At 69.2% G+C, this 25,488-nt stretch carries 26 protein-coding genes; 8 read left to right on the top strand and 18 right to left on the bottom strand.

All coding sequences use genetic code 11. The features are described from left to right. Positions 1-30: 30 nt before the first annotated feature. Both IPK71_01060 and phnD read right to left on the bottom strand, forming a co-directional pair. Positions 31-591, bottom strand: a complete 561-nt coding sequence (locus tag IPK71_01060; protein ID MBK8212311.1) for a CDP-alcohol phosphatidyltransferase family protein — start codon at positions 589-591, stop codon at positions 31-33. 40 nt (positions 592-631) lie between these two features. Continuing rightward, entirely contained in the window at positions 632-1,432 is an 801-nt protein-coding gene (gene phnD, locus IPK71_01055) for a phosphate/phosphite/phosphonate ABC transporter substrate-binding protein (GenBank protein MBK8212310.1), read from the bottom strand. Between the two features lie 142 nt (positions 1,433-1,574). On the opposite strand from phnD, the gene IPK71_01050 reads away from it, so the two are divergent. Further along, positions 1,575-1,994: a YjbQ family protein gene (locus tag IPK71_01050; GenBank protein ID MBK8212309.1), complete on the top strand. Its 420-nt coding sequence runs from the start codon at positions 1,575-1,577 to the stop codon at positions 1,992-1,994. Between the two features lie 27 nt (positions 1,995-2,021). Further along, positions 2,022-2,405, top strand: coding sequence for a carboxymuconolactone decarboxylase family protein (locus tag IPK71_01045; GenBank protein MBK8212308.1), 384 nt, complete (start codon positions 2,022-2,024; stop codon positions 2,403-2,405). Position 2,406: 1 nt separating this feature from the next. Here IPK71_01045 and IPK71_01040 read toward each other — a convergent pair whose 3' ends face one another. Then, positions 2,407-2,772 carry a translational machinery protein gene (locus IPK71_01040; protein ID MBK8212307.1) on the bottom strand — a complete coding sequence of 122 codons (366 nt, stop codon included), beginning with the start codon at positions 2,770-2,772 and terminating at the stop codon, positions 2,407-2,409. Between the two features lie 170 nt (positions 2,773-2,942). Between IPK71_01040 and IPK71_01035 the strand changes: the two genes are divergently transcribed. Next, positions 2,943-4,277: a flavodoxin family protein gene (locus tag IPK71_01035; protein ID MBK8212306.1), complete on the top strand. Its 1,335-nt coding sequence runs from the start codon at positions 2,943-2,945 to the stop codon at positions 4,275-4,277. A gap of 125 nt (positions 4,278-4,402) precedes the next feature. Beyond that, positions 4,403-6,019 (top strand): amidohydrolase family protein, encoded by a 1,617-nt coding sequence (locus IPK71_01030; protein ID MBK8212305.1) that lies wholly within the window; start codon positions 4,403-4,405, stop codon positions 6,017-6,019. Positions 6,020-6,028: 9 nt separating this feature from the next. Here the strand turns inward: IPK71_01030 and IPK71_01025 are convergent, their stop codons facing one another. The 3 genes from IPK71_01025 to IPK71_01015 all read right to left on the bottom strand — a co-directional run bounded on the left by IPK71_01025 (position 6,029) and on the right by IPK71_01015 (position 8,720). Continuing rightward, a complete protein-coding gene (locus tag IPK71_01025) occupies positions 6,029-7,033 on the bottom strand; it encodes an NADP-dependent oxidoreductase (protein MBK8212304.1) in 1,005 nt (334 codons plus the stop codon). Positions 7,034-7,059: 26 nt separating this feature from the next. Then, on the bottom strand, positions 7,060-7,731 hold the full coding sequence (locus IPK71_01020) for a carbonic anhydrase (protein ID MBK8212303.1): 672 nt from the start codon (positions 7,729-7,731) through the stop codon (positions 7,060-7,062). A 104-nt stretch (positions 7,732-7,835) separates the two neighbouring features. Then, entirely contained in the window at positions 7,836-8,720 is an 885-nt protein-coding gene (locus tag IPK71_01015) for a hypothetical protein (protein MBK8212302.1), read from the bottom strand. A gap of 99 nt (positions 8,721-8,819) precedes the next feature. Between IPK71_01015 and IPK71_01010 the strand changes: the two genes are divergently transcribed. Beyond that, entirely contained in the window at positions 8,820-9,518 is a 699-nt protein-coding gene (locus IPK71_01010; GenBank protein ID MBK8212301.1) for a redoxin family protein, read from the top strand. Between the two features lie 22 nt (positions 9,519-9,540). Beyond that, positions 9,541-10,026 carry a cytochrome P460 family protein gene (locus tag IPK71_01005; protein ID MBK8212300.1) on the top strand — a complete coding sequence of 162 codons (486 nt, stop codon included), beginning with the start codon at positions 9,541-9,543 and terminating at the stop codon, positions 10,024-10,026. Positions 10,027-10,048: 22 nt separating this feature from the next. Here the strand turns inward: IPK71_01005 and nhaA are convergent, their stop codons facing one another. Further along, positions 10,049-11,461, bottom strand: coding sequence for a Na+/H+ antiporter NhaA (gene nhaA, locus IPK71_01000; protein ID MBK8212299.1), 1,413 nt, complete (start codon positions 11,459-11,461; stop codon positions 10,049-10,051). Between the two features lie 235 nt (positions 11,462-11,696). Here nhaA and IPK71_00995 point away from each other — a divergent pair, with 235 nt between their 5' ends. Further along, positions 11,697-12,851 (top strand): putative sulfate/molybdate transporter, encoded by a 1,155-nt coding sequence (locus tag IPK71_00995; GenBank protein MBK8212298.1) that lies wholly within the window; start codon positions 11,697-11,699, stop codon positions 12,849-12,851. Here the strand turns inward: IPK71_00995 and IPK71_00990 are convergent. From IPK71_00990 to IPK71_00950, 9 genes are all read right to left on the bottom strand, one after another. Continuing rightward, on the bottom strand, positions 12,845-14,086 hold the full coding sequence (locus IPK71_00990) for a TPM domain-containing protein (protein ID MBK8212297.1): 1,242 nt from the start codon (positions 14,084-14,086) through the stop codon (positions 12,845-12,847). The genes IPK71_00995 and IPK71_00990 overlap by 7 nt on opposite strands. Before the next feature lie 29 nt (positions 14,087-14,115). Next, positions 14,116-15,396 (bottom strand): chloride channel protein, encoded by a 1,281-nt coding sequence (locus IPK71_00985; protein MBK8212296.1) that lies wholly within the window; start codon positions 15,394-15,396, stop codon positions 14,116-14,118. Between the two features lie 237 nt (positions 15,397-15,633). Next, positions 15,634-16,401: a protein-tyrosine-phosphatase gene (locus IPK71_00980; protein ID MBK8212295.1), complete on the bottom strand. Its 768-nt coding sequence runs from the start codon at positions 16,399-16,401 to the stop codon at positions 15,634-15,636. A gap of 2 nt (positions 16,402-16,403) precedes the next feature. Continuing rightward, entirely contained in the window at positions 16,404-16,931 is a 528-nt protein-coding gene (locus IPK71_00975) for a VOC family protein (GenBank protein MBK8212294.1), read from the bottom strand. Between the two features lie 344 nt (positions 16,932-17,275). After that, entirely contained in the window at positions 17,276-18,265 is a 990-nt protein-coding gene (arsB, locus tag IPK71_00970; protein ID MBK8212293.1) for an ACR3 family arsenite efflux transporter, read from the bottom strand. A 129-nt stretch (positions 18,266-18,394) separates the two neighbouring features. Further along, the gene (gene arsA / locus IPK71_00965) at positions 18,395-20,167 is read right to left on the bottom strand and encodes an arsenical pump-driving ATPase (GenBank protein ID MBK8212292.1); all 1,773 of its coding nucleotides are present in this window, start codon (positions 20,165-20,167) and stop codon (positions 18,395-18,397) included. Between the two features lie 4 nt (positions 20,168-20,171). Further along, positions 20,172-20,807: an arsenite efflux transporter metallochaperone ArsD gene (arsD, locus tag IPK71_00960; GenBank protein ID MBK8212291.1), complete on the bottom strand. Its 636-nt coding sequence runs from the start codon at positions 20,805-20,807 to the stop codon at positions 20,172-20,174. Positions 20,808-20,847: 40 nt separating this feature from the next. After that, positions 20,848-21,333 carry a VOC family protein gene (locus IPK71_00955; protein ID MBK8212290.1) on the bottom strand — a complete coding sequence of 162 codons (486 nt, stop codon included), beginning with the start codon at positions 21,331-21,333 and terminating at the stop codon, positions 20,848-20,850. A gap of 47 nt (positions 21,334-21,380) precedes the next feature. After that, entirely contained in the window at positions 21,381-21,695 is a 315-nt protein-coding gene (locus tag IPK71_00950; GenBank protein ID MBK8212289.1) for a helix-turn-helix transcriptional regulator, read from the bottom strand. Positions 21,696-21,796: 101 nt separating this feature from the next. Here IPK71_00950 and IPK71_00945 point away from each other — a divergent pair, with 101 nt between their 5' ends. Continuing rightward, positions 21,797-23,038: a thioredoxin family protein gene (locus IPK71_00945; GenBank protein ID MBK8212288.1), complete on the top strand. Its 1,242-nt coding sequence runs from the start codon at positions 21,797-21,799 to the stop codon at positions 23,036-23,038. A 3-nt stretch (positions 23,039-23,041) separates the two neighbouring features. On the opposite strand, the gene IPK71_00940 is transcribed toward IPK71_00945, so the two are convergent. Both IPK71_00940 and IPK71_00935 read right to left on the bottom strand, forming a co-directional pair. Further along, on the bottom strand, positions 23,042-24,709 hold the full coding sequence (locus tag IPK71_00940; GenBank protein MBK8212287.1) for a hypothetical protein: 1,668 nt from the start codon (positions 24,707-24,709) through the stop codon (positions 23,042-23,044). Between the two features lie 172 nt (positions 24,710-24,881). Then, positions 24,882-25,424, bottom strand: a complete 543-nt coding sequence (locus IPK71_00935; protein MBK8212286.1) for a chalcone isomerase family protein — start codon at positions 25,422-25,424, stop codon at positions 24,882-24,884. Positions 25,425-25,488 lie beyond the last annotated feature (64 nt).

Here is a 25,488-nt window from a genome sequence, read left to right as displayed (position 1 = left end):
CGAAACAAAAAGCCTCACGAATCCGGGCGCTTACGTGCCGTCGGAAGAGCCTCGTTGCCGCGCGAGCAAGGCGCGACGCCAGTAGCTCGCGGCCGCCGCGGCGCCGACGACCACCGTCGCCACGACGAGCGGCGTCTTGAAGTGCGAGCCCGTGATGGCGAGCGCGATCGCGGCGAATTGGAGCACCGTCGCGGCCTTGCCGAGGAGGTTCGCTCGGTCGTCGACCTTTCGCTTGCGGGCCTCGGGGCTCACCGCGAGCCACACGACGAGGGGCAACTCGCCGATCTCCCGCGTGCCGAGGAGCGCGACGTCGAGCGGCGTGAGCACGCCCTTCGTCACGAGCGTGGCCAGCACGGCGAAGGCGAACACCTTGTCGCTCACGCCGTCGACCACGGCGCCCGTCGGGGTCGCGAGGCCGAAGCGCCTGGCGATGGCGCCGTCGACCACGTCCGTCAGCGCCGCGGCGGCGAGCACGACGAGGCTCGTGGGCGCGCTCTCGTGCACGAACGGGAACAGGGCCGCGAGCGGGAACCTGAGCAGGCTCACCAACGTCGGTGCGTTCACCAGATCGCGCGCGCGGTAACGTCCCATCCGCGGCCAACGTAACGCGTGAAGCGCTCGCTCGCTCGTCTCAGTCGAAGAGGCCGGCCTTGCTCGCCTCGGCGAGCGAAGCGCGGAGCTCGTCGTACCCCGAGGGGGACGCGTCGGTGAAGCGATCGGCGCCGAAGATGGCCTTGATCTCCGCGCGCTGCGCCGTGGCCGCCTCTTTGAAGACCTCGGCGAGGCGGGTGCGGACGGGCGTCTCGAGGGCGGAGCGCACGCAGATGAGGTCCGAGGGGACCTCTCCGAACGTGCGGAGTACACGCATCGCCACGCCATCGACGAGCGTCCACGAGCCTTCGAAGCCCTCGTCGCCGCTCGCCTTGGGGCGCGCGTGCGAGCCGGTCACGTCGGCCGCACCATCGATGACGGCGCGGAGGGCTGCGCTGTGGGAGCCGTGGAAAGACTCGGTGCGGAAGAAGTTCCTCGGGTCGATCCCGGCCTTCTTCATGCCCACGCGAGGCACGACGAAGCCGCTCGCGCTCCAGGCGTCGACCCACGCCGCGCGCGCGTTTCGAAGGTCCTCGAGGCGCTCGTAGGGGGCGTCGGAGCGAACGACGAGCGCGCCTTGGTAGCCGGTCTGGCGCCCACGCACGAGCGCGAGGAGCGGGGTCACCTTGGTGGGGTCGGCCTTCACGTAAGCGACCGGAGGGAGCCAGGCCATGTCGACCTTGCCCGACTCGACGTCGCGGGTCAGGGCCTCGTAGCCGCCTGCAAAATGCAGCTCCAAGCGAAACCCGAGCTTTTCGCTCATCCACTCGCGGAGGCGCTCGGAGGCGGCGCGTGTCGTCTCTTCTTGGGCGAAGTATCCGAAGGTCAGGCTCGATGTCATAGGGGGTTCCGAGCGCGAAGGCCCACCGCCCGCGCCACGCGCCAAGCCTCATGGTACGCGAAGAGACCCGCGCGAAACCAGCCCGGAACGTGCGTCCAGCCCAGCTCGCCCGCGCACGAGGCGATCGCGTACGCTACCGCCGATGAGGCAACACCTCGTACGTGTGAAGGTCCCGACTCGTGGCCGCTCCCTCGTCGACGTGACCCACGAGATAAGGGCGGCCGTTCGCGCGAGCGGCCTCCAGGAGGGGCTCGTGACCGTGTTCGTTCGTCATACGTCGGCAAGCGTAATCATTCAGGAAAACGCCGATCCCGACGTGCTCGGCGACATGCTCCGGTTCTTCGCGCGGCTCGTCCCCGATGGCGACCCGAGCTACCGCCACGACGCCGAAGGCCCCGACGACATGCCGGCCCACGTGCGCGCGGCGCTCACGGCCACGCAGCTCGCCGTGCCCTTCTCTGGCGGAGCGCTCCTCCTCGGCACATGGCAGGCCGTGTACCTCTTCGAGCACAGGTCGCACCCGCATACACGCGAGCTCGTGCTCCACGTGCTCGGCGAGTGACGTGAGCTCCCGAGGTAGAGTGCGCGCATGAAACACGACGAACGCGACGCGTGGGCGGCCGGAGACGCGATGCGACGGAGGGTGATGGGCGACGCGCACGTCGATCGCGCCAAGGCCGCCGAGACGCCCTTCACCGCGCCCTTGGCCGACCTCATCACCCGCCACGCCTGGGGAGACGTGTGGCAACGCGACGGCCTCGACACGAGGACGCGGAGCCTCGTGACGGTGGCCATGCTCGTCGCCCTCGGGAAGCCCACCGAGCTCGAGGGCCACGTGCGCGGCGCGCTCACGAACGGCGCGACGCCGGAGGAGATCCGCGAGGTCCTCTTGCACGCTGGGGTCTACTGTGGTCTCCCCGCGGCCGCCGAGGCGTTTCGTGCGGCCGCGAAGGTGATCGACGGAAAGGCCTGAATCAGAGGCGGCCGCCGCCGGTCATGCGATCCTTCTCGCGGAAGTAGGCACGGGCGTATTTGGCGAGCTGTCCGTCGGTCGGGTGATCGGCCGACTCGACGCCCACGATGCGCGACTCGAGCGGCTTGTCGTGCCGATGCACGTGCCGGATGAGCTCGAGCTTGGCCGACCCCGGGCCGCACACGAGGATCTCCTGCGCGTCGGACACGGCCTTCACCACGTCGTGGAAGAAGTGCTCCATCTCGGCCGAGCCGCGCTCGCGATGGTGCTTGGGCCCCTTCAGCACGTCTTCGATCTCGCCTTCGCGATCGATGTGGAAGACCTTGGCCTGCGAGTGATCGATCCAGACGGCGGCGTGGTAGCTCATGCCCCCCGCTATGCGAGCATCGGGCCAAGGCGGAGCACGCCCCATTTCCGCCACCTCGGCTCGTCTTGTACGCAAAGGGTGCGCCCCTGGTGCCGATCCTTCGTTCCGTGAACGGCGAGCGCTGTCCTGCGCGTCTCTTCGTGCGGCACGCCGCCTGCTTCACGGGCAGCATGTCCACTGTCGTCCTTTCGGCTGCTTCGCCTCGGTATCCCGCGCTCGAGCGTATCGCCGGAGAGCTCGCGCGCGCCCTCGCGGCCGTCGGCGAGACCGAGGTGCGCACCTTCGAGCTCGCCGGTCTCCCGCTCGCCCACTGCCTCGGAGAGTTCGACTGTTGGGCAAGGTCGCCCGGGACCTGCCGCGCGAAAGACGCCGAGAACGAGATCGCCAAGGCCGTTCACGACGCTTCGCGCGTGGTGTTGCTCGACGCGGTCACCTTCGGCGGGCACAGCTCCACGGTGAAGCGCGCGCAAGACCGCCTCTTGTGCCTCTTGTCTCCGTTCTTCGAGAAACGTGCACTCCTCACGCATCACGCGGCCCGGTACGAGAGGGCGCCCTCCTTTCACGCCGTGGGGTGGATGCCGCGGATCGACGAGGCCGAGGTGGAGACCTTCCTCGGGCTCGCCGACGCCAACGCCATCAACCTCATCTCGCCGCGTGTCGGGGCGGTGGTCGTGGACGACACGTCGTCTCCCGAGGCCAGGGTCGACGCGCTCACGGGCATGCTCGTCTCCGAAGAGGTCCCGGGGGCCCGCCTCGTGGATCGCGCCTCGTTGCGCGCGGCCCTCTTCGAGGCCGCAAAGGGCGACTTCTCGACGGAGGCGATGCGTGCGCCCGCGCGCGTGGCGTTCCTCGTCGGCAGCGCGAAACCCAAGGGGACGAGCGTGTCGGAGCGCCTCGCGTCGGCGATGGCGCAGCGCTTCGAGCACGAGGGCGTCGGGAGCGAAGTGCACTTCGTCGCGGATCTCCAGCACGAGAACACGAGGACGTCGGCCGAGCTCGAGGCGCTCGCGTCGGCCGATCTCTTGGTCCTGGCGGCGCCGCTCTATTGGGACGCGCTCCCCGCCCTGACCACGTTGGCGCTCGAGCGGATCGCGACGGTCCGTGCTGCGGGGCCCAAACGTGGGAAGCTCGCGGCCCTCGTAAACTGCGGGTTCCCGGAGCCCGAGCACGCGCGCACCGCGCTCCGCATCGTGTGCCATTTTGCCGCTCGCGCCCACTACCACCTCGCGGGTGGGCTCGCCCTCGGCGCGGGAGGGATGGTCGGCGAGGGGCCCATCGACGCGCAGCGAGGCCCCATGGAACACGTCAAAAAAGCCCTCGATTCGGCCGTGCACGCGCTCGCACGCGGCGAGAACGTGCCCGAGGCTGCCATCGAAGGGATGGCCGACAAGGCCATGGCCGAGTCCCTCTACAGGTTCCTCGGAGGCCTCGGTTGGCGCTACCAAGCCCACAAAAACGGCATTCCGCAGAGCGCCCTCACGGCGCGTCCATTCGATACCGAATGAGCTGAACGCGCGTCGTCCTCCACACGCGGGGTTCGTGTCCTCTTGCGTCAAAGGTCGCCGAAGAGCGCGGTGGCACGCGAGTGCGACGTCATGTACGACATAGGCTCGCCCGGAGGCGACGAGCCATGTACGCGCGCTTCCTCGCAGTCATCCCTCTGCTCCTCGTGAGCGTCGCGTGTGCCGACCCCGAAGGGGGCGGCGAGCCGTCTCCCGACGCTTCGCCTTCGACCGACATTCCCCAGATCGGGCCTCCGGTCCCGCGCGACGGTGGCGCCGACGTCCAGGTGAGCCCCGAGGCCTCGACCGACGCGGGCGACGGCGGCGCTCCACTCACGGTGATCCCCGGGGTGGCTGGCCGCACCTTGCTGAGAGGCACGATCCTGGCGACGAGCGGCGCCATCGAAGGGGAGGTGCTCGTCGAAGGCGATCGCATCACGTGCGTCGGGCCCTCGTGCGCGGCGTCCCCGGGGGCGAACGGCGCGAGCGTCATCGAGACCCATGGAGTCATCTCTCCCGGGCTCATCGACACGCACAACCACATTTTGTTCGACGTCTTCGACGACAGCGATTGGCTCCCGGCGCGCCGCTACGCGAACCACGACGAGTGGCCGAACGAGGCGAAATACCAGGCGATGCTCGACGTGAAGCAGTGCCTCGAGGACGCCTCTCAAGGGAAGCCCACCTGGTGCCCGGCGACGTACGACGGTGCGGGCTCGCTCAAGTGCGAGATGGACAAGTTCGGCGAGCTCAAGGGCATCGTCGCGGGCACCACGTCGATCGTGGGACTCTCGGGAACCACCTCGGCATGTTTCTCGTCGGTCGCGCGCACCCTCGACGCCCCGCAGAACGGCCTCGGACAAGACAAAATCCAGACGAGCGCGCTCTTTCCTCCGTCACGCTCGGCCGCGGACGGGGTGTGCTCGAACTTCACGTCGGCGCGCACCGACGCGTATCTCATCCACGTGGGCGAGGGCGTCGACGCTCGCTCGCTAGGAGAGCTCGACAGGCTCGGCACCGTGTCGACCACGCCGGGCTGCCTCTACGCCCCGCAGACCACGGTCACCCACGGCACCGCGTTCGGTGCGCCCGAGTTTGCGCGCATGGCTGCCGCGGGCATGAAGCTCACGTGGTCGCCCGCGTCGAACGTGGCCCTCTATGGCAGCAGCACGAACATCCCGCTCGCGCGCGCGGCCGGGGTCACCGTGACGCTCGCCCCCGACTGGTCCATGGGCGGCAGCCAGAACCTCCTCGACGAGCTCCGCTTCGCCGACGGGTGGGACAACGCGCACTTCGGGAACGTGCTCACCCCCAAAGACTTGTTCGCGATGGTCACGGTGAACGCCGCGGCCGCGGTGGCCCTCGCCGACAAGATCGGCACGCTCGCCCCGGGCTACTACGCCGACCTCATGGTCGTTCCGCGCGCGGGCCAAGATCCCTTCGCGTCGCTGCTCTCGGCGCGCCCGAAGGACGTACGACTTACCATGGTGGGAGGCAAAATCCTCTATGGTGACGTGGCTTTACGACCTCTCGTCCCCGCGGCTCCCGGCTGCGAGACGGTCGACGTCTGCACCGCGTCGAAGCTCGTGTGCGTGGCCGAGGCCGACACCGCGTCGAAGCTCGGGCAGACCTACGCACAGATCCGCGCGGCGCTCGAGGCGGCCATGGTCGACGTGGACACGATCACCAAGAGCGACGGGTACGACTTCGCCCCGCTCGCGCCCCTCGTGAACTGCTCCAAGTAGTCGTGCTCGTCACCCGTCGGCGACGTGAAGCACGATCTTGCCTCGCGCGCGGTGCGAGGCCGACAGCTCGTGGGCTTTGCCGACCTCACCGAGCGGGAACACCTTCTCGAGCGTGGGAACGATGGCGCCCTCTTCGACGAGCTTCGTGATTTCCCCGAGCTGCGCGCCGTCGCACCGCTTGATCACGTGGCGAAACACGATGCGCTTCCGGAGGTACGGCACCACGTGGAACCGGGCCATCGCGTACCCGAGGGAGAAGAGGCTGAAGAACGCGCCGTACTTCTCGACGTGCGCCGTCACGTCGACGGTGATGTTCGAGATGCGCCCGCCGCGCTTCGTGACCTTCAGGTTGCCCTCGAAGGCGGGCTCTCCGAGCGAGTCGAGCACGAGGTCGATGTCGCCGGTGGCCTCTTCGAACGGGCCCTTCGTGTAGTCGACGATCTCGTCGGCCCCGAGCCCCCGAACGAAATCGGCGTTTTTTCCGCTGCACGTGGCGACGACGTGCGCCCCGGTGTGCCTCGCGAGCTGCACCGCGAAGGCACCGACGCCACCCGAGCCGGCGTGGACGAGCACACGCTGCCCGCGCACGAGCCTGCCCTTCTCGAGCACGCACTGGTACGCCGTGAGCCCCACGAGAGGGATCGACGCGGCCTCGTCGTGGGTGAGGTTTTTGGGCTTCTTCGCGGCCTCGCGCTCGTCGATCGCCACGTGCTCGGCGTAGCAGCCCGGGCGGGTGTGCCGGGGCGAGGCGTACACCTCGTCGCCCACGCGAAAGCGAGTGACCCGGCTCCCCACGGCCTCGACCACGCCGGACACGTCGAGCCCGAGGATCCAGGGAAAATCCAGGCGAATGATGTTGCGCTGGCCACCCGAGCGGATCTTCCAGTCGACCGGGTTCACCGCGGCCGCGCACACCCTCACGAGCACGTCGTTCGGGCGGGGGGTGGGCTTCGGCACGTCCTCCTCGCGGAAGACCTCGGGCCCGCCGTACCCGTGGATGGTCATGGCTCGCACGACCGCGAGCATACCCGAACGCGGGTTTAGATCGGGCGAATCGCTCGATTGCCGCGGCTCTTCACTCCCGCGCGGGCGACCTCTTCGGTGAGGTGCACGTACTGGCCGGCACTAGGATCGTACGCGAACACGTCGCCGCTCTCGATGCGGTAGACCCACGCGTGGAGACCCAGGGTGCCCGCCGCGATGCGCTCGGCGACACACGGCATCTTCTTCAGGTGCTCGATCTGGACGAGCACGTTCTCCTGCACGGCGACGCTCGCGAGCGCGGCCTCGCTCAGGCCCGGGTAGCTCGTATCCACGATTTGCTTCGTCTCGCGGGCGTGGGCGAGCCACGAGCGTACGTTCGGAAGGTTCTCGGTCTTCGCGGGGTCGAGGAGGGCGTCGATCGCGCCGCAGAGCGAGTGGCCGCACACGATGATGTCCTCCACTTCGAGCACCGACACGGCGTACTCGATCGTGGCGGCCTCTCCCGAGGGGTGCTCGTTGCTCGAGGGCACGAGGTTTCCCGCGGTGCGCAAGATGAAGAGCTCACCCGGGTCGGTCGCCGTGAGCTGGTTCGGGTTGATGCGCGAATCGGAGCACGTGATGAAGAGCGTCTCGGGGCTCTGCCCTGCGGTGAGGCGCTGGAAGAGCTCGCGCTCGGATCGAAAGACCTCTTCTTGGAAGGCGTGCACGCCCTTGACGAGCTTCTCCATACGTCGATGTAAGTTAACGTATTGTTCAGCTTACGCCAGACCAATCGGCATGTCGGCGCAAATACGGCGGGCCTCGGGTCGCTCGGGGCGTGAGCGGCGCGCCGCTACTTCGAGGGTACCACGGCGAGCCACGTGAGCCTGTCGATGCCTTGACCTGGATCGGTGCGCACCGTCTTGCCGTCGTCGGACACGCGGCCTCGCGCCACGACTCGCCCGAGGCCCGCGTCGTTCTTGGCGGCGAGGCCGTCGTCGGTCATGACCACGAAGTCGACGGCCGTGCCCTTGGGGAGCGCGTCGGTCGTGAGCGTGACGGGGACGGGCTTCGAGGGCTTCGCCTTGAACGGGCCGAGAGCCAAGACGAGCGCGGCGCCCTTGGCGAAGGCCGGTCGCTGCGCCTCGGTCTTCACCTGCGCGACGCGGAGCTTTCTCCCTTCGACGGGATCGGTGAGGTCTTCGAGCTCGAGGTCCCAGGTCGTGCCCTCGCGGATCTCGAGCGTGAGCGGGCCCGCGCGCACGACGCCGCCCACCGAGTCGCCTGGGAGGAGCGGGGCTCCGGCCTCGAACCGGGGGAGCACGACGGGCTCGGCGAGGCGCACCGTGCCCTCGGCCCCCGCGGGGAGACGCGTGTAGATTCCACCGAACGTGGGCCGACCGTTCGCGGTCACGGCGTACCCTCCTTCGGGGAGGAACGCGTCGACGGGGACGGAGAAGTTGCCGCCCGTGTCGCTCAGCGCCGCGAAGCACACGAGCCCGCACACGGTCACGGTGAGGTCGGGAACAGGGGCGCCTCGGTCGTCCGAGAGCCGGCCTTCGACGCGCCTCACACATCGCGCGGTGTCGCTCGACACGCCGCCCGGGGGAGGTCCGCACACCACCGGGCCGGCGTCGGGGGCGGCAGCGTCCCGAGGCGCCTCGCTGGTCGGCTCAGCCGTACAGGAGAGCCCGAGGCCGAGGAGCCCTACGCCGATCCACCGAAAAAAGAAGGACATCACGCCGCCTACGCGCGTGGGCGCCCGGGGTTACGGGCCATCTCGAAAAAAAAGCTCTCGACCTCGTAACCTCTCGGGCTCCGCCGCGTAGGGGCCACCATGCACTCCGGAGCCCGCCTCGCCTCGTTCTTCGCGCTCGTCGTCCCCGTGTCCCTCTCGGTCGCGGCCTGCAGCGTCACCACGCAAGAAGGTGGCGTCCCCCCGGCGGACGGCGCGGGCTCGACGAACACGCCCTCGGCCCCGCAGGCGCCCTCGCCCACCGGCTCGTCGACCTCGCCTGCTCCGCCCGCTCCGGGCGCCGTGAGCCGTCCACAAGGATGGGGCGCGGAGGCGTGCCCAAGCGCGGCCGACAAGGGCTTCGCCGTAGGGCAGACGCTCGGTGATCTCGGTGTGCGCGACTGCGAGACGGGAGCCCCTGCCACGGTCGACGAGGCGTGCGGCGCCAAGGCCACCTGGATCTTCGCGGCCCACACGCACTGCCCGACGTGCCGAAGCACGGCCGGCTTCACGGACGAGGTCGCCCAGGCCGTCGCGGGGAAAGACGTGGCCGTCGTGCACCTCGTCTACGACGACAACGGGACCTCGTGCGCGAAGTGGAAAGAGGCCTACAAGCTCGCCGGCATCACCAACGTGTACGTCTACGACGATCCGAAGGGCGTCGCGTTCGCCAAGCTGAAGACCTCGAACTACACCGCTCCGTCCGCATTTCTCGATAAGAATCGTGTGGTTACATACAAGGAGCACGGCCTCTCGAAGGCGCAGGTGCTCTCGCAAATCGATGCGGCGCTCGCGAAGTAGACCGAAGTAAGCTCGTCCCGAAATGAAGCGCCTCCACCGACGTTCGTTCGCCTGCGCCGTGGCCCTCGTCGTCGCGGCGGTCTCGGCCGGCTGCCGTGACAACCAAGATCCTCAAGGCGCCGACGCGCTTTGGGCGAGGGTGTCCCAGTCGGGCTACCGACAGTGGACCCGCGCCCGCGCGTACCCCAAGCGCGAGCCGAGCTTCACGCTGCACGGTGGGAGCGTCGAGATCTTCTTGAGCCCCGCGCTCGCCGCCGCGAGGGACGGCAAGGCCCCGCTCCAGCAGTTCCCCGATGGCGCGATGGTCGTCAAAGAAGGGTACTCGGGCACGAGCGACGACCTGGCCATCGTGGCGGTCATGGAGAAGCGCGCGGGGGAGTGGTACTTCGCCGAGTACTCGGGAGATGGCGAGGCCCTCTTCTCGGGAAAACCCAAGATCTGCGTCGACTGCCACGAAGCACGAAAGAACCAGTCCGACTGGCTCTTCACGGTCGAGCTGCCGAGGTAACGGCGCGCGGGCCGATTCGCTTTCAGGTCTCGGTCGACGCCTCGGCCTCGTCGGCCGTCTCGGCGATGGGCTCTTCGGGAGTGGCCGGCAGGAGCACACGACCGAGCACGAGCGCGGCGACGGCGGCCGCGGCGCTCGCCCCGAGCACACCCATCTTGACCGCCGCGAGCATGGCCTCGTCGACGAACGCGAGCTGCGCGACGAAGAGCGCCATGGTGAAGCCCACGCCCGCGACGAACCCGAGCACGACGAGGTGCCTCGCCCCGAGCCCCCGCGGGAGGGTGGCGAGCCGAGCCTTCACCACGACGAAGCTCGCGAGTAGGACGCCGAGTGGTTTGCCCACGAAGAGGCCGACCGCGGCGCCGACCAGGGCGAGCGTGGACCCGCGCGTGAGCGACAGGCCGGTGACCGCCACCCCGGCGTTCGCGAGCGCGAAGATGGGCATGATCACGAAGGCCACCCACGGGTGGAGCGCTTCGATGAGAGACTCGGCCGGCGACAAGGTCTCGCGACGCACCGTATCGACGTGCCGAAGCACTTGGGCGAGCTCCTGCGACGAGATGTCCTCGCCCGAGCGCGACAAGATGGCCACGTCGTCCTTCAGCCCTTCCCGCGCGCCCTCGGTGCCGAGCCAGGCCCGCACCGGAGTGAGCATTCCGACGATCACACCGGCAATCGTAGGGTGTACTCCTACCATGTACGTACCCGCCCAAAGGACCACGGCGGGCACGACGTAGGCGAGCTTCTGGCGCACGCCGATCGTGCGCAAGAGGAAGATCCCGAAGAGCCCGACCCCAGCGACCGCGAGCCCCGAGGCGGAGATCCCCTTCGAGTAGAAGATGGCAATGACCACGATCGCGCCGAGGTCGTCGATCACGGCGAGCGCGAGCAGAAGCACGCGCAGCGCCGGAGGCACGCGTTTGCCGAGCAGCGTGAGCACCCCCACGGCGAAGGCGATGTCGGTCGCCATGGGCACACCCCACCCGCGGTGCGCCTCGGCGGCCGAGCGCGCGACGAACGTGTAGAGCAGGGCGGGCGCGATCATGCCTCCGAGCGCCGCCGCGAAGGGCAGGGCCGCGCGCCTCCATTCCGAGAGCTCTCCCTGGTGGATCTCGCGCCGGATCTCGATGCCCACGACGAAGAAGAAGATGGCCATGAGCCCGTCGTTCACGACCCACTCGAGCGGCCTCTCGAAGTGGAACGGTCCCGCTTGGATCCCGACGGGGAGGTGCCAGAAGTGCGTGTACGACGCGCCGAAGCGCGAGCTCGCCACGGCCAGCGCGACCACCGCACAGACGATGAGGAGGATGCCGCTCGCGGCCTGGATTTGAAGGAATTTCTCGAGCGGCTTGCGCGCGATCCGGGCGAGGCGCAGGGCGGGTCCCCATGCCTCCGGGGGCGGTAGCTCGGGCTCACGATGGCGGGACGACGGCAAGCGACTTCACGAGCACCCTGAAGAGCGCTCCTCCGACGCGGACGGCGGCCCGACCTTCCGCAGTTGCCTGCGCGCCGACGCGGCACGCACCCGAGCCCGAGGGTCGCCTCTCGGGCGATCCGTGTCAAGGAGGGCTTCGCCCCGTCGTGCGTCGTCGCGTGCCTTCGAGAAGGCTCTTGTGGCCCTCGTGAGGCTCGCGGTTCCGAATCGCGCCGATCTCGACCATGATGCCTGCATGCCCCCCGCGACGCCGCGCATTCGCTTCGACAGGCACGAGCTCGCCGGCGCGTTCGGCGACATCGGCACCGACCTCCCGCTCCTCGTCGCGCTCGTGGCCACGTGTGGGCTCGACGCGGCCAGCATCTTCGTCATGTTCGGGCTGCTCCAGATCGTGACGGGGCTCGTCTACGGCTTGCCCATGCCCGTGCAGCCGCTCAAGGCCATGGCGGCCATCATGCTCGCCCAGAAGCTCTCGGCGGGGACGTTCGCCGGCGGCGGCATCGTCATCGGTCTGGCGATGCTCGTCCTCACCTTCACCGGGGCGCTCGAGTGGCTCGCCCGTGTCGTCCCCCGGGAGGTCGTGCGCGGGATCCAGCTCGGGCTCGGCATCACGCTCGCGACCCTCGCGCTCAAACAATACGTGGTGAGCGATGGTGTGCCCGGGTACGTGATCGCCGCCGTCTCGGCCGCGCTGCTCCTGTCGATGCGTGGCAAGAAGAAGATCCCCGCGCCCCTCGTCGTCATGGGGCTCGGCCTCGTGTACGCCTTCGCGACGAAATCCGGGCTCCGTGACCTTCACGGAGTCGTCGGCCTGCGCCTCCCGAAGCTCACCGTGCCGACTCCCCACGAGCTGTCGCAGGGCGCGCTCCTCCTCGCGCTCCCCCAGCTCCCCTTGTCGATTGGCAACTCCGTGCTCGCGACGAGCCAAACGACCCAAGATCTCTTCCCCGAGCGGCCCGTGCCCGTGCGCAAGATCGGCGTCACGTACGCCCTCATGAACCTCGTCGCTCCTTGGTTCGGTGGGGCGCCCGCGTGCCATGGCTGCGGCGGCCTCGTGGGCTTCTACGGGTTCGGCGCGCGCACGGGCGGGGCCCCGGTCATCTATGGGTCTATGTACTTGATCTTCGGTCTGTTTCTGGCACCGGGCTTGGGCAAGGTGGTGGGCCTCTTCCCCATGCCGGTGCTCGGCGTGGTGCTCGCGTTCGAGGCCGTCGCGCTCATGGCGCTCGTCCGTGACGTAGCCTCGGACAAGGGCAAGGTGTGGATCGCGGTCGCCGTGGCGGCTATGGTCGTGGGCTTCTCGTACGGGTACCTCATCGGCCTGGTCGTCGGTACTCTCATGGCCTACGCCATGAAGCGCGGAGTGCTCGCCCAGCCGGGTGCTCAGTAGCTGTCGCTCGCGCCACCGCCCCCCGAAGAGCCACCGCCCCCCGAGTAGCCACCGCCACTGTCTCCACCTCCCGAGTAGCCGCCGCCCCCACCTCCCGAGTACGACGAGCCCCCGGAGTACGACGACCCTCCGGAGCTGCCGCCGCCGCCGCCGCTCGAGATACCGAGCTTGGAGGTGAGCCATCCGAAAAAGAGAATGGCGACGAACACCCCCCCCACGATGAAATAGGCAATCGTCCCGTCCTTGTCTCGGGCCGCCCAGAACCCCGGGAGCTCGATATCGAGCGTGCCGAGGGATTGAAGGAGCCCGTCGACGAGCACCGTGTCCGCGCCCGCGCCTCGCTCCTTCTTCATCTTCGCCGAGAGCGCGAACATCTCGTCGGGCAGGGCCTTCGCGCCTGGACCTTCGGCGCCGTACGCAGGATACCCCACGATGTACTTGCCGCTCCGCGTGGCCACGACGAGCGCCATCACGTTGGGCAGCGCTTTTTGGTAGTCCGCCGAGTTCCACCCGCACAGGCTCGGGAGCTCGCCGGCGCGCGTGTCGGGCACGACGATGACCGCGAAGGCCGCCTTCTTGGCTTTCACGCGTGCCTCGTACGCCGCGAGGAAACGTGCGCGTTCGGCCTCCGGGAAGCTCCCGGTGGTGTCGACGAAGACGCTCGTGGGCGGGATGCTCTCTTCTCCCGCGGGCTTCTTCTTCTCGGCTACCGGGGCTTCCGTGCCCCCGTCCGGGACGAGCGGCCCGCCCGTGAGGAGCGACGCGATCGACTCGACGCCCGCAGAGATCCCCTCGTAGAACTTGCCCTCCTTGAGGCGAGGTCCCACACGCTCCGACAAGATGCGCTTCGATTGGAGATCGGTGATCTCTCCCCCGACGCCCTTGCCCGTCTCGATGCGCGTCTTGCGCTCGTTCGGCGCGATGACGAGCAGCACCCCGTTGTCTTTGCCCTGTTTGCCGATCTTCCAGCCGTTGAACGCGCCGTAGGCCACATCTTCGATCGACTCGCCGCCGAGCGAGGCCACCGTGAAGACGACGATCTCGTGCCCGTAGGTGTCGCGGTGGGTCTTCAGGCGAGCCTCGAGCTTCGCGCGCTCGTCCGCGCCGAGCACGTTCGCGCCGTCGTTCACGGCCCCGGCGATCGGTGGTGGTGTGTACGCCATCGCCGCGCGCTCGAACACGACGAGCGACAGCACGAGCAGCCAAAGGCCCGAGAAGAGAGCGCGAAACCCCATGCCACGAGCGTACGCGAAGTGCGGCGTGATCACTCGGAGTGTTTCGAGTCTGGCGGCTCGGAGCCGTGCGCCCCTACGTCGCGGAGCGGGAGGGCTCGCGGGAGGGGCGTGCCTCCCTTCCCTCGCGCGAGCCTTTGCGCCGTGTAGATGCTCCTGTGCCCCACCATGACGTACGCGAGCGCGCACACGATGAACACGTGCGGGAACGCGTGGCCGCCGAGGAGCTCCATCGCCATGATCGACAGCGCGATCGGCGTGTTCGACGACGCCGCGAACACCGCCGCGAGCCCCACGCCGGCCCCGAGCTCGAGGGGAATGCCGAGCGCTCGCGCGAGCACGCTGCCGAGCGCCGCGCCTACGAAGAAGAGGGGCGTCACCTCGCCGCCCACGAAGCCCGCGCCGAGGGTCACCGCCGTGAACACGAGCTTCAGGGCGAAGGTCATGACGGGCAGGTTCGGGTCCGAGAACGCACGCACGATCGTGGGCACTCCGAGGCCCAAGTAGTCACTCGTCCCGACGAGCTTCCACATGACCACCACGGCCACGCCGCCGAGGAACATGCGCGCGGGGAGGCGTGGGACGAGTCGCTTTCCGTGCTTCTTCAGCGCGTGGAGGAGCTCGATGAACACGGCCGACGTGAGCGCCGCCGCGGCCGCGAAGACCACCCACTTGGCGAGCAGCCACGGCGTGAGTGGCACGCTCGCGGGCTCGGGGTAGTGCGTGTGACCCACGCCGAGCGCGCGTGTGGTTAGATCTCCTACGATCGCTGCGACGAGGGCGGGCACGAGCGCTTCGGTGTCGAGCTTGCCCAAGATGACGACCTCGAGCGCGAAGATCGTCCCAGCGACGGGCGTGCCGAACACCGAGCCGAACCCGCCCGCGATGCCCGCGGCCAGCACGAGCCTCCGCAGGCTCTTCGTGAGCTTCAGGCGATGCGCGACGAAGTCGGCGAGGGAAGCCCCCATCTGCACGGCGGTGCCCTCGCGGCCCGCGCTGCCGCCGAAGAGGTGCGTGAGCCACGTGCCGAGGAGCACCATGGGGGCCATGCGCAGGGGAATTTCCGCGCCATCGTCGTGAAGGGTGTCGATGACGAGGTTGTTCCCGCCCTCGATCGGCTTGCCGAGCTTCTCGTAGATCGCGCCGAGCACGAGGCCCGCGAGGGGCAAAGCGTAGACGATGGCCTCGTGGCTCGTGCGGACGCGTGTGACGCCGTCGAGCCCCCACAAAAAGAGCGCCGACGCCGCGCCGCACACGACCCCCACGAGCGCCCCGAGGAGCGCGGTCTCCCCCAATCGACGCGCACGCCCCATGGGCTTCACGGGCTCCTCCGCGAGCTTCGTGCGCGAAGAGGTTCGGCGACTGTCTTCGTGGAGGTAGGTCTCGGCATCGGCGTCTCGCGAGGGGCGGCGCCGTGAGCGAAATGGCCTACGGCGCCGGGGGTGAATCGGCACGACGTAGGAGTCATTGGCGGGCACGCTCCCGCGGTTCTCGGCGGACTCCACCGCCTTCGTATTCCTAAGGATGCTCGCGCCGACGGGACGCTCGTGTCAATGGGTCTGTTTCGCCGCGGCCCTCGCGACCCACATCATGTCGCGCCCGATCTGCTCGACGCGCTCGTCGTAGCGGGCCGTTTCTTCGGGAGTGCCGTCGGCGACCTTGGGATCGTCGTAGGGGATGGCGATGCGTCGGTCGGCGCCCGGCACGAACGGGCACGCCGCGTCGGCTTGGGAGCAGGTCATCACCGCGACGAAGCCGGCCTTGGGGCTCTCGGGATCGTCGAGGCGCTTCGAGAACGCCGAGAGCGCGGGGCCCCCATCGCCGAGCCGCACCGTGTAGCGCGGGTTGTCGCCCGCGGCCGTCGTTTCGACCGCGAGCCCGGCGCGCCGGAGGGCCGCGACCGCGCGTGGGTTGAACGCGGTGCGCTCGGTGCCCGCCGAGAAGGTGGTCACCCCCGAGAGCCCGGCGCGCCGCGCCGCCGCGGCCATGAGGAGCTGGGCCATTTGGCTACGGCGTGAGTTGTGGGTGCACACGAACACGAGCTGCGCCTCGTGGCCGGCGAGCCGTTGCTCGCGTATCACCGCCGCGAGCGCCTCGAGCTTCGCGCGGTGCTCGGGGGTGCCCGACGGACCCATGCCCTCCCATCCCGAGAGCTTGGCCTCGAGCGCCGGGAACAGCGGTGCCACGACCTCGGCCCGAGGGGCGCTTCCGCTCCGCGTGGTGACGCCGGCGGTCGCAGGGGGCTCGGCGCGCGGGGAGCAGGCCGTCGCGGCGAGGGCGGCGAAAAATGTGCAGAATGCAATTATGGAATGTCGCATGGTCAGGCCGTGGGCGGAGGGGGCACGAGGAAGACGGGCTCTTGATCGGCGGGCATCTCGCGGAGCTCCTCGGGGGTAAGGCGCGCGTAGATCTCGACGAGGTTCCCGTCGGGGTCTTCGAGCCAGAGCTCGTGGAGCGGTGTGCCTCGCCAGGTGGTGCGCGGGGGCTTCGTGATCGTGGCCCCGAGCGCGAGCGCGAGCGTGTGGGCGCGCACGACGGAGGCCTTGTCGCCCACGTCGATCCCGAGGTGGTAGAGCGTGTCTTTGCCCAGTGTTTTCCCGTCCGACACGAGGAAGACCAGGTTCAGCGCGAGCTTCTCGCTGACGAACGTCACGTACCTGTGGGTCCACTCTTTGGGCTCCGTGCCGAGGAGCCACGCGTAGAAGCGCGCGGTGCGCCCGAGCTCGCTTACGCGGATACTCGCGTGAAACTCGCGGGGAGAGGGGCCCTCGGGGAGGTCGAGCAGGCTCTCGAGCACGGCGAGGCGCGCGTCGATTTGGTCGCGGGCCGCGCGGAACCGCCGGAGCATCTCTTCGCGCGGGATCGAGGGATCGGGGCTCGCCGGATCGGCCACCGCGAGGTGCAGCTTGCGCGCGGGCCCGAGGAAGACGGGGCACACCTCTTCGGCGCAGAGCGTGACGACGAGATCGACGCTGTCGGGCGGGATCGTGTCGACCGACTTCGACGCGTGGCCCTCGAGGGAGACCCCCACCTCTTGCATGACCTCGACGGCGTACGGGTTCACGCGCGTCGGCGCCGAGCCCGCGCTCGAAATGGGGAATCGATCGCCGAACCGCTTCTTCGCGAGGCCCTCGGCCATTTGGCTGCGCGCCGAGTTCGCGACACACAAGAAGACGACACCCTTCTCGATCTTCATGAGGTTGCCTCGCTCGCGAAGTACTTCTTTTTGGCCCAAAGAGCCACGTTGACGAGGCCGATCAGCGCGGGCACCTCGACGAGGGGGCCTATCACCGCCGCGAAGGCCGCGCCGCTATGGATCCCGAAGCTCGCGATGGACACCGCGATGGCGAGCTCGAAGTTGTTCGACGCGGCCGTGAACGACAACGTGGCCGTCTGCGCGTAGGTGCCCCCGAGGGCGCGCCCCATGACGAACGAGACGGCGAACATCACGAGGAAATACACGAGGAGCGGCACGGCGATCCGCGCGACGTCGAGCGGGAGGGCGACGACGTCGTGCCCCTTGAGGGAGAACATGACGACGATCGTGAAGAGCAACGAGACGAGCGTGATGGGGCCTATCTTCGGCAAGAAGCGCTTCTCGTAAGCCTCTTGCCCGATCTTCGGCGCGAGGAGCTTTCGGGTGAGGAAGCCCGCGACGAACGGGATACCCAAGTAGACCGCCACGCTCTTGGCGATGTCCGCCATGCCGACGTCGACCACCGCGCCCTGGAGCCCGAGCGCGCGGGGGAGCACGGTCGCGAAGAGGTACGCGTACACCGAGAAGAAGAGCACCTGGAACACCGAGTTCAGCGCCACGAGGCCGGCGCAATAATCGGTGTCGCCCTTGGCGAGATCGTTCCACACGAGGACCATGGCGATGCAGCGCGCGAGCCCGATGACGATGAGCCCGAGCATGTACTCGGGTTTGTCGCGCAAGAAGAGCACGGCGAGCCCGAACATCAGGACGGGGCCGATGACCCAGTTCTGCACGAGCGAGAGCGCGACGACCCGCTTTCGCCGAAAGACCTCGCCGAGCTTTTCGTACCTGACCTTGGCGAGCGGCGGGTACATCATGAGCACGAGGCCCACGGCGATAGGCACGTTCGTCGTCCCCACGGACAGCTTCGCGATGGCCTTGGGCACGCCCGGGGCGACGACCCCGAGCACGACCCCGAGCACCATCGCGCCGAGGATCCACACGGTGAGGTAACGGTCGAGGAACGAGAGCTTCTTTCCAATCGACGGCTCGGGAGACGTCGTGGCTTCGGTGTGGGGAAGGGTAGACAAACGCGGTCCTTCGTGAAGAGAGGATCAGGCGGGCGACGCGAGCGGCGCAGGGGAGGGCGCGACGTGGTGGGGGCCAGGCTCGTGGGAGAGATCGTGGCGCCACGGCTCGAGGTAAACGCGTGCACCGGTCGCTCGCACCTCGTCGAGGTGGAGGGCCTCGTTCGTGCGGCGCGCGACGAGGATCGGGTCTTTGACGTCGAGTGGCGTGAGGCTCTCGTTCACGACCCACGCGAAGGGGCGAATTCCGGCGCGCGCGAGGTCTTCTCCGAGGTGCTTCGCTTCGTGGATCGGGGTCGCCTCGGGGAGCGTCACGAGGAGGACGAAGGTGGCCTCGGGATCGCGGAGCCTCGGGAGGAGCTGCTTCACGGCCTCGGGGCTCCCGCTCGGCTTCTTCGCGACCTCGCGGTGGTAGGCCTCGGCCGCGTCGAGGAGGAGGAGCGTGTGCCCGGTAGGTGCGGTGTCGAGCACCACGAAGCGCCCCTCGCCCCGCGCCACCGTGTCGGCGAACGCGCGAAAGACCGCGATTTCCTGCGTGCACGGGCTCCGGAGGTCTTCTTCGAGGAGGGCCTTGCCGCGCGCGTCGAGCCCGGCGCCGGCCGTGCGCATCACGTCTTCGGCGTAGCGGCGTGTCTCGAGCTCGGGGTCGATGCGCGTGATTTCGAAGGTGCCCGGGGCGACGCCGAGATCGCGCGCGGCCTCGGCCACGTGGGCCGCCGGATCGGTCGTGCTGAGGGTCACGGGGAGGCCGCGCGCGGAGAGGGCCGCGGCGATGCGGGCGGCGATGGTCGTCTTTCCGACACCGCCCTTCCCCATGGTCATGATCACGCCGTGCCCGCGCTGCGCGAGCGTGTCGACGAGGTCTCGGAGGCTCTCGTACGGCGACGTGCTCGCGGCGGTCGGCGCATGGGCCGCGGGCGCTCCGTCTCGCGTCATCGCGCGCAGGGCCTCGACGCCCACGAGGCCGAAGGGGCGGAGGGGCACGAGCACACGGGGGAGGGAGGCGAGGCCCGCCGGGAGCGCTTCGATAGCCCTCTTGCCACGGAGGGTGAGGTGGACGGCGACGGGATCGTCGGCGCGAGTCGCCTCGAACACTCCATTCACGACCAGCCTGAGGTTCGTGACGTCGAGCGCGGCGAGCTCCACCCGGGTGCGCTCGGCCTCACGCACGGCGGGCGCGTCGGGCCGGGTCACGAGCACGATCGTCGTTCGCGCCGGATCGCGGAGGGCGCGGCTCGCTTCGGCGTAGAGGTCGCGTTGGGCGGAGAGACCCGAGAGCGGCCCGAGGCAGGACGTGCCCCCGACGTTCTCGTCGATGAACGTCGTCCACGCCGAAGGCAGCGCGAGCAGGCGGAGCGTGTGCCCCGTGGGCGCGGTGTCGAAGAGCACGTGATCGAACGACGCGCCCGACCCACCGAGGAGGCGCGCGAGCTCGTCGAAGGCGGCGATCTCGACGGTGCACGCCCCGGAGAGCTGCTCCTCCATGCTGGTCACGGCGGCCTTGGGCAAGAGCGCCCGGTACGGCCCGACGATCCGCTCACGGTACGCCCGCGCGGCCTCCTCGGGGTCGATGTTCATCGCGTAAAGGCCTGGAAGTGCTGAGATTTCGGCCGGCTCGCCGCCGAGCTTCTGGCCGAGCGCTTCGTCGAGGTTCGAGGCCGGATCGGTGCTGACGAGGAGCACGCGATGGCCCGCGTCGCGGAGCGCGATGGCCGTGGCGCACGCGATCGAGGTCTTCCCGACGCCGCCCTTCCCGGTGAAGAAGACGGTGGGGGTGAGCCCTTGGGTGAGGTCGATCATTCGCTCAGCCGCACGACTTCTTGGGGCCGCAACACGAGGCCTTCGCGGGCGCCGCGCTCGAGTCCGACTTGGGCGTTGCGGGCGCTTCGCTCGGGGCTTCGTCCTTCGCCGCCTCGGGGGAGACGTGGCGCGCGGCGAGCTCGCTCATGGCCTTCGCCTTCGCGGCCTTCACGCCCTCGGCCGTGCGGACCGCGAGCGCCATGTCGGCGCGGGAGACCCCGAGCTTTCGCGCGGCGGCGTAGTGGAACTTGAAACACGTGTCGCAGTTGGCGGCGACGGCCGCGCCGAGGGCCACGAGCTCGGCGACCGCGGCGGAGTAGATGCTCTCCGTCGCCGCTCCGAGGCCAGCCCACGCGGCGAGCTCGGCCCTCGCAGGGAAGGCGCCGCTCGACCTCACGACGCCGTCGATCTTCACGAGCGGGAGGCCCTCTTCGCCCTTCGTCTCGATCGTCGCCTTCGCGTCCGGGTCGGCGAGGAAGGCCGCGGGGGCTTGCGCGAGGTTGTGCCGCACGACGGTGACACCTTGGCTCGCGAGCCAGTCGAGGTCGGCGGCGAACGTGACGAGCTTCGGGTCGACCGAAGGCCCGCACACACCGGTGGAGCAGCACATCGCAGGATCGAAGACGGTCACGTGGGTCATGGTTCTTCCTCGGTTCGGAGACGGTTGAAGGCGCGCGAGATCAGCCGCAGCAGCCGCGCTTCGCAGGCGCTTCGGCGATCGCGGGTGCTTCGGAGACCTTGGGCGCGCAGCACGTGCTCGCCTCGGCGCCGAGGTCGGGCCCGCGCCCCATCGTGTCGGCGTCGGCCTTCACGAAGAAGACCTCCCACGCGTTCCCGTCGGGATCGGTGACCCAGACCTTGTCTTGCACGGCGTAGCAGCAGGTCGTGTCGGTCTCGGTCTTGGTGACGAGGCCGGCCTTGTTGAACGACGCCCACGCCTCGGCCACGTCGTCCGACGTGGCGACCTGGATGCCGAAGTGGCTCGCGTTCACGCCGGTGCGCTCGGCCTCTTGCATGGTGAGGTTCAGCGCGGGCGACACGAGATCGAACTTGGCGTAGCCAGGGCGGCGCTTCGTGGGCTTCGTGCCGAAGGCCTTCTCGTAGAAGGCGACCGAGGCGTCGATGTTCGAGACGTTCAGCGAGACGTGGGGCTTCAGCACGTTCATGGGGCTCTCCTATTTCGAAAAGAATCGAAGCTTCGTGCGCGAGGAAATCAGCAGCATTTGGCCGACGTGCGGCCGTTCTTGCAGCAGTCTTCCCAGAGGTAGTCGGTGAGGGCGCGGAGCGCCTCGTAGCGCGCGGTGTAGAAGTGGAACGTGCCCTCGCTGCGGCTCGTGAAGAGGCCCGCGTCGACGAGGCGCTTCAGGTGGTGGCTGAGCGACGACGCGGGCATGTCGAGGTGGGCCTGGATGTCTCCCGCGGAGGCGCCGTCGGCCCCCGCTTTCACCACGAACCGGAGCGCGCGGAGACGTACGGGGTGCCCGAGCGCCGCGAGCTGCTCGGCGCGTTCGTCGAGGGGGGATGCCACGCCCTAGTTCTAATCTTCTCGAAGTAGGGGTCAAGGGCTTCTTCGAGAATTCCAGAAGTAACACGCGTGACGCTTCGTGTGACCGGTGGTAGGGTCTCCGTGTGCCGCGGTTCGTCGCGCTCCTCGTCGCGTCGTTCATCGTCGCCTTCGGTCTGCTCGTGGGGGAGCGGAGCGCGCGCGCGGAGGAGACGTCGTGCGCCGACGCCGCGGCCGGTCTCTGCGCGGACGAGCCTGGCCCCGTGGCGATCCCCTCGGATGCGGGGGTGCGTGCGCCGAGCGCCGTCTTCGAGCTCGTGTTCTTCTGGGGCGTCGGGTGCCCGCACTGCGAAGAGGCGAAGCCGTTCGTCGACACGCTGGAGCGTGAGCGCCCCGATCTCCGTGTGGTGCGCGTCGAGTCCCGCAAAGACCCGGAGGGCCGCAGGCGCTTCGTCGACACCATGAACGGCCTCGGCGCGAGCGCGGTCGGTGTGCCCACGTTCGTCGTGGGCGAGCGCTACGTGACCGGGTTCGTGAAGGGCGAGACCGAGGCCCAGGTGCGCTCCCTCGTCGAGACACGCCGCCGCGAGCTCGAGGGCGATCGTGCGGCGGACGCGGGCGACACGCACGTTCGTCTCCCGCTCTTGGGCGAGGTGGATCCGAAGAGCGTCTCGCTCCCCTGGCTCACCCTGGTCGTGGGCCTCGCCGACGGCGTGAACCCCTGCGCGATGTGGGTGCTCGTCGTGCTGCTCGGCATCCTCATGCACGTGCGCGAGACGAAGCGCATGGTGCTCTACGCGGGCACGTTCGTCGTCATGAGCGGCCTCGTGTACTTCGTGTTCATGGTGGCGTGGTCGACGCTCTTCGAGCTGCTCGGCTTCTCGCGCGTCGCGACCACGGTGCTCGGTGTAGGCCTCCTCGGCATGGGGCTCGTGAACCTGAAGGACGTGGTGTGGTTCAAGAAGGGCGTGTCCCTCGTCATCCCCGAGAGCCAAAAGCCCGGTCTTTTTCGCAGGATGCGCGCGATCGCCGGCGCGGGGTCGACACCCGCCGCGATGGCCGGCATCGTGGCGCTCGCGTTCGTCGTGAACCTCGTCGAGCTCGGCTGCACGCTCGGGTTGCCTGCGGTCTACACGCGAATCTTGTCGCTGCGAGGGCTCTCGCGCGGGGCGCGCCTCGGGTACATCGCGTTCTACAACGTCGCCTACGTGGTGCCGCTCGTCGTGGTGGTCGTGGGGTTCGTCGCGCTGCGAAAGCGCGTCACCATGACCGAGAAGGCGGCGCGGGTGCTGAAGGGCGTGAGCGGCACGCTTCTCGTCGTGTTCGGCGCGCTCTTCCTCGTGGCGCCCGAGCTGCTCGCGGGGTGAAGGTCACGGCGCAGGCGAGAGCTTCCACACGTCGGCGTACCACACGCCCGGGCCGCTCGGCGCCGCAGGGTCGGGCCCGATCGCGTTGCCCGAGCCCACGAAGAGCGAGCCCGCGTAGGCCCACGCCGTGGCCGCGTGACGCGCGACGAACCCCGCGGGCGGCGAGGCCTCGTACCAGTTCGTGCCGTCGGCCGAGTACCACGCGTCGGCGAGGTTGTCGGCCATGCGGCCCGCGCCGGGCTCGGAGCCGTCGTAGCCGCAGAGCACCCATAGGCGGCCGTCGAACACCTTCACGTTGTGCCAAATTCGCGGCGAAAATGGGGCCTCGCCAGGGCTTCGCTCCCACGCCGAGCCGTCGCGGGTCGACCACACGTCGTTGCGGTACTCGCGCTTCGTCGCGCCCACTCCGGGGTCGTCGAGCGCGCCGCCGCCCACGAGCCAGAGGCGCCCGTCGTGCTCCACGGCCTCCGAGACGAGCCCGCGTGGCGCCCAGCGAGGGCCGACCCGCGCCGCCTCGGAGAACGTGACGCCGTCGCGGGTGGTCCACACGTCGTCGAGGATTTTGGCAGGTCTCCCAGGCCAGTCGGGGTTCACGTATTGCGCGATCCGCTGACCCCCGAGGACGAACATGCGATCGCCGAGCACGCCTGCGACGTGGAGCGCGCGCATGCCGAACTGCGACTCTTCGGACGCGCGAGCGCGCGGGTTCCACACGAAGGTGCCGAACGTCGGGCTGGCGGGGTCGGTGTCGAGCGTGGTGTAGGGTTGGCGTGGCGCGAAGGCGTCGGTGCGGGTCCACACGCGGCCGTCGATGCTGCTCCACACGTCGGTCTGGTAGTGGCCTTGGTTGGGGTCTCCCCCCACGATCCACATCTTGCCGCCGAACGAGAGGTACCCGGCGAAGTGGCGGCCCTCCCAGTCGTTCGTGTAGTCGAACGTGGGGCGTGAGAGGTAGGTGTTGTCCCGTTCGCGCGTCCACGTCGCGCCGTCGGTGCTGCTCCACACGTCGTTCGCGGTCTGGAGCGGGAAGCGCTCGCCGTTCCACCCGCCGATGAGCCACATCTTGCCCGCGTGCACGACGCCACCGGCGCCGTCGCGTGGTCCGAAGGGCGCCGCGCTCGTCACCTTCTGCCAGGTGTACGCGCGCTTCGCGGACGCGGTGAGCGTGATGTCGTTCGAGACGAGGCGGCGCAAGGGGATCTCGTTGCCGCGGCCGTCGAACGTGCGGAACGTGACACGCACACGGAGCGTGCTCGGGCCGTCTTCGGGGGCGGTGAACCGCGCGTACCCTTCTTGGGCGATGGCCGTGCCTACGCGGGCGTAGCTCGCGCCCCCGTCGCGGCTCGTCTCGAGCACGACCGACTCGTTCGCCGAGGGGAGGTCCTTCGGAGGGTCCCATCGGACGGGGTGGACGCTCCCCCGCGCCCACGCGCCGAGGGTCTCGAGGACGAACGTGCCCGACGGGGTGTCGCCCGGGGGTGTGCCGGCGTCTCCTTGGCCCACGGTCGGCGTCGCGCCGCCATGGCTCGCGCTGGAGGAGGGGTCGTTCGCCGAAGGGGGATCGTCGCTCATGCCGGAGCAGGACGCCGTCGCCGCGAGCATGGCTCCCCAGGCGAGACGGCGCCCGAGCACACCCTTGCCAAAAGCATCGCCGGCGATGCTTCGAGGCATCGCCGGCGATGCTCTTGGAGACGGGGCTCGGCGGACCTTCTGCACTCCCCTAGGGTGCCGGAAGTCGGCACACCGTTCGATCCGTTTTTTGCCGAATCGGCGCTCAGAAACACGAAGGGCCCACGCGGTGAGCGTGAGCCCTCGGGAGAGCGCCAGGGCTAAAATGCCCGGTTCAGTGCATCTTCGACATGAGGTCGTCGCCGAGGCGGGGCTGATCGATCTTGCCGAACCAGAGGCTCCACACGGCCTTCATGAAGTCGACGCCGCCGATGGTGGCCGAGCCCATGCCCTGAATCCACACGGTGGTCGTCTTGTTGGCGGCGTTGTACGAGATCGAGACGCTCGACTTCTCTTTGACCTCGCCGCCGTTGCAGGCGCCGACGAACTGGTTGATCTTGCCCTGGTCGCCGAAGCCGTTGAGGGCGAAGCCGTCGCGCATGGCCTTCTGGATCTTCTCGCAGGGCACGTCCCGGAGGAACTGCCAGAGGAAGCGCTTGTCCTGGTCGGCGTCGATGACGGCCTGCTTGTTCTTGGCGGGCAGCGTGCCCTTCATCTGGTGGCTGATCGAGTAGACCTTCACGTCGATGAAGGCGATCGTCTTCACACGGACGCCCCAGCCCGTGGTCGTCCAGTCGTCGGCGAGCGCCGACGAGGTCAGCGCGACCATGGCCACGATCGTGGCGAGGAAAAGAGAGAACTTCTTGGTGATCGACATTGGGCTCGCGCTCCGCGGTTGTGGCCCCACCCGGTCCGAGTGAAGACGCCTCGTTCGAATACAA

Source organism: Myxococcales bacterium (genome assembly GCA_016712525.1).
In the GTDB taxonomy this organism is placed as follows: Bacteria; Myxococcota_A; Polyangia; order Polyangiales; family Polyangiaceae; genus JAAFHV01.
Note: the sequence above shows the minus strand (reverse complement) of the source record. Positions and strands in the feature narration are given on the sequence as shown.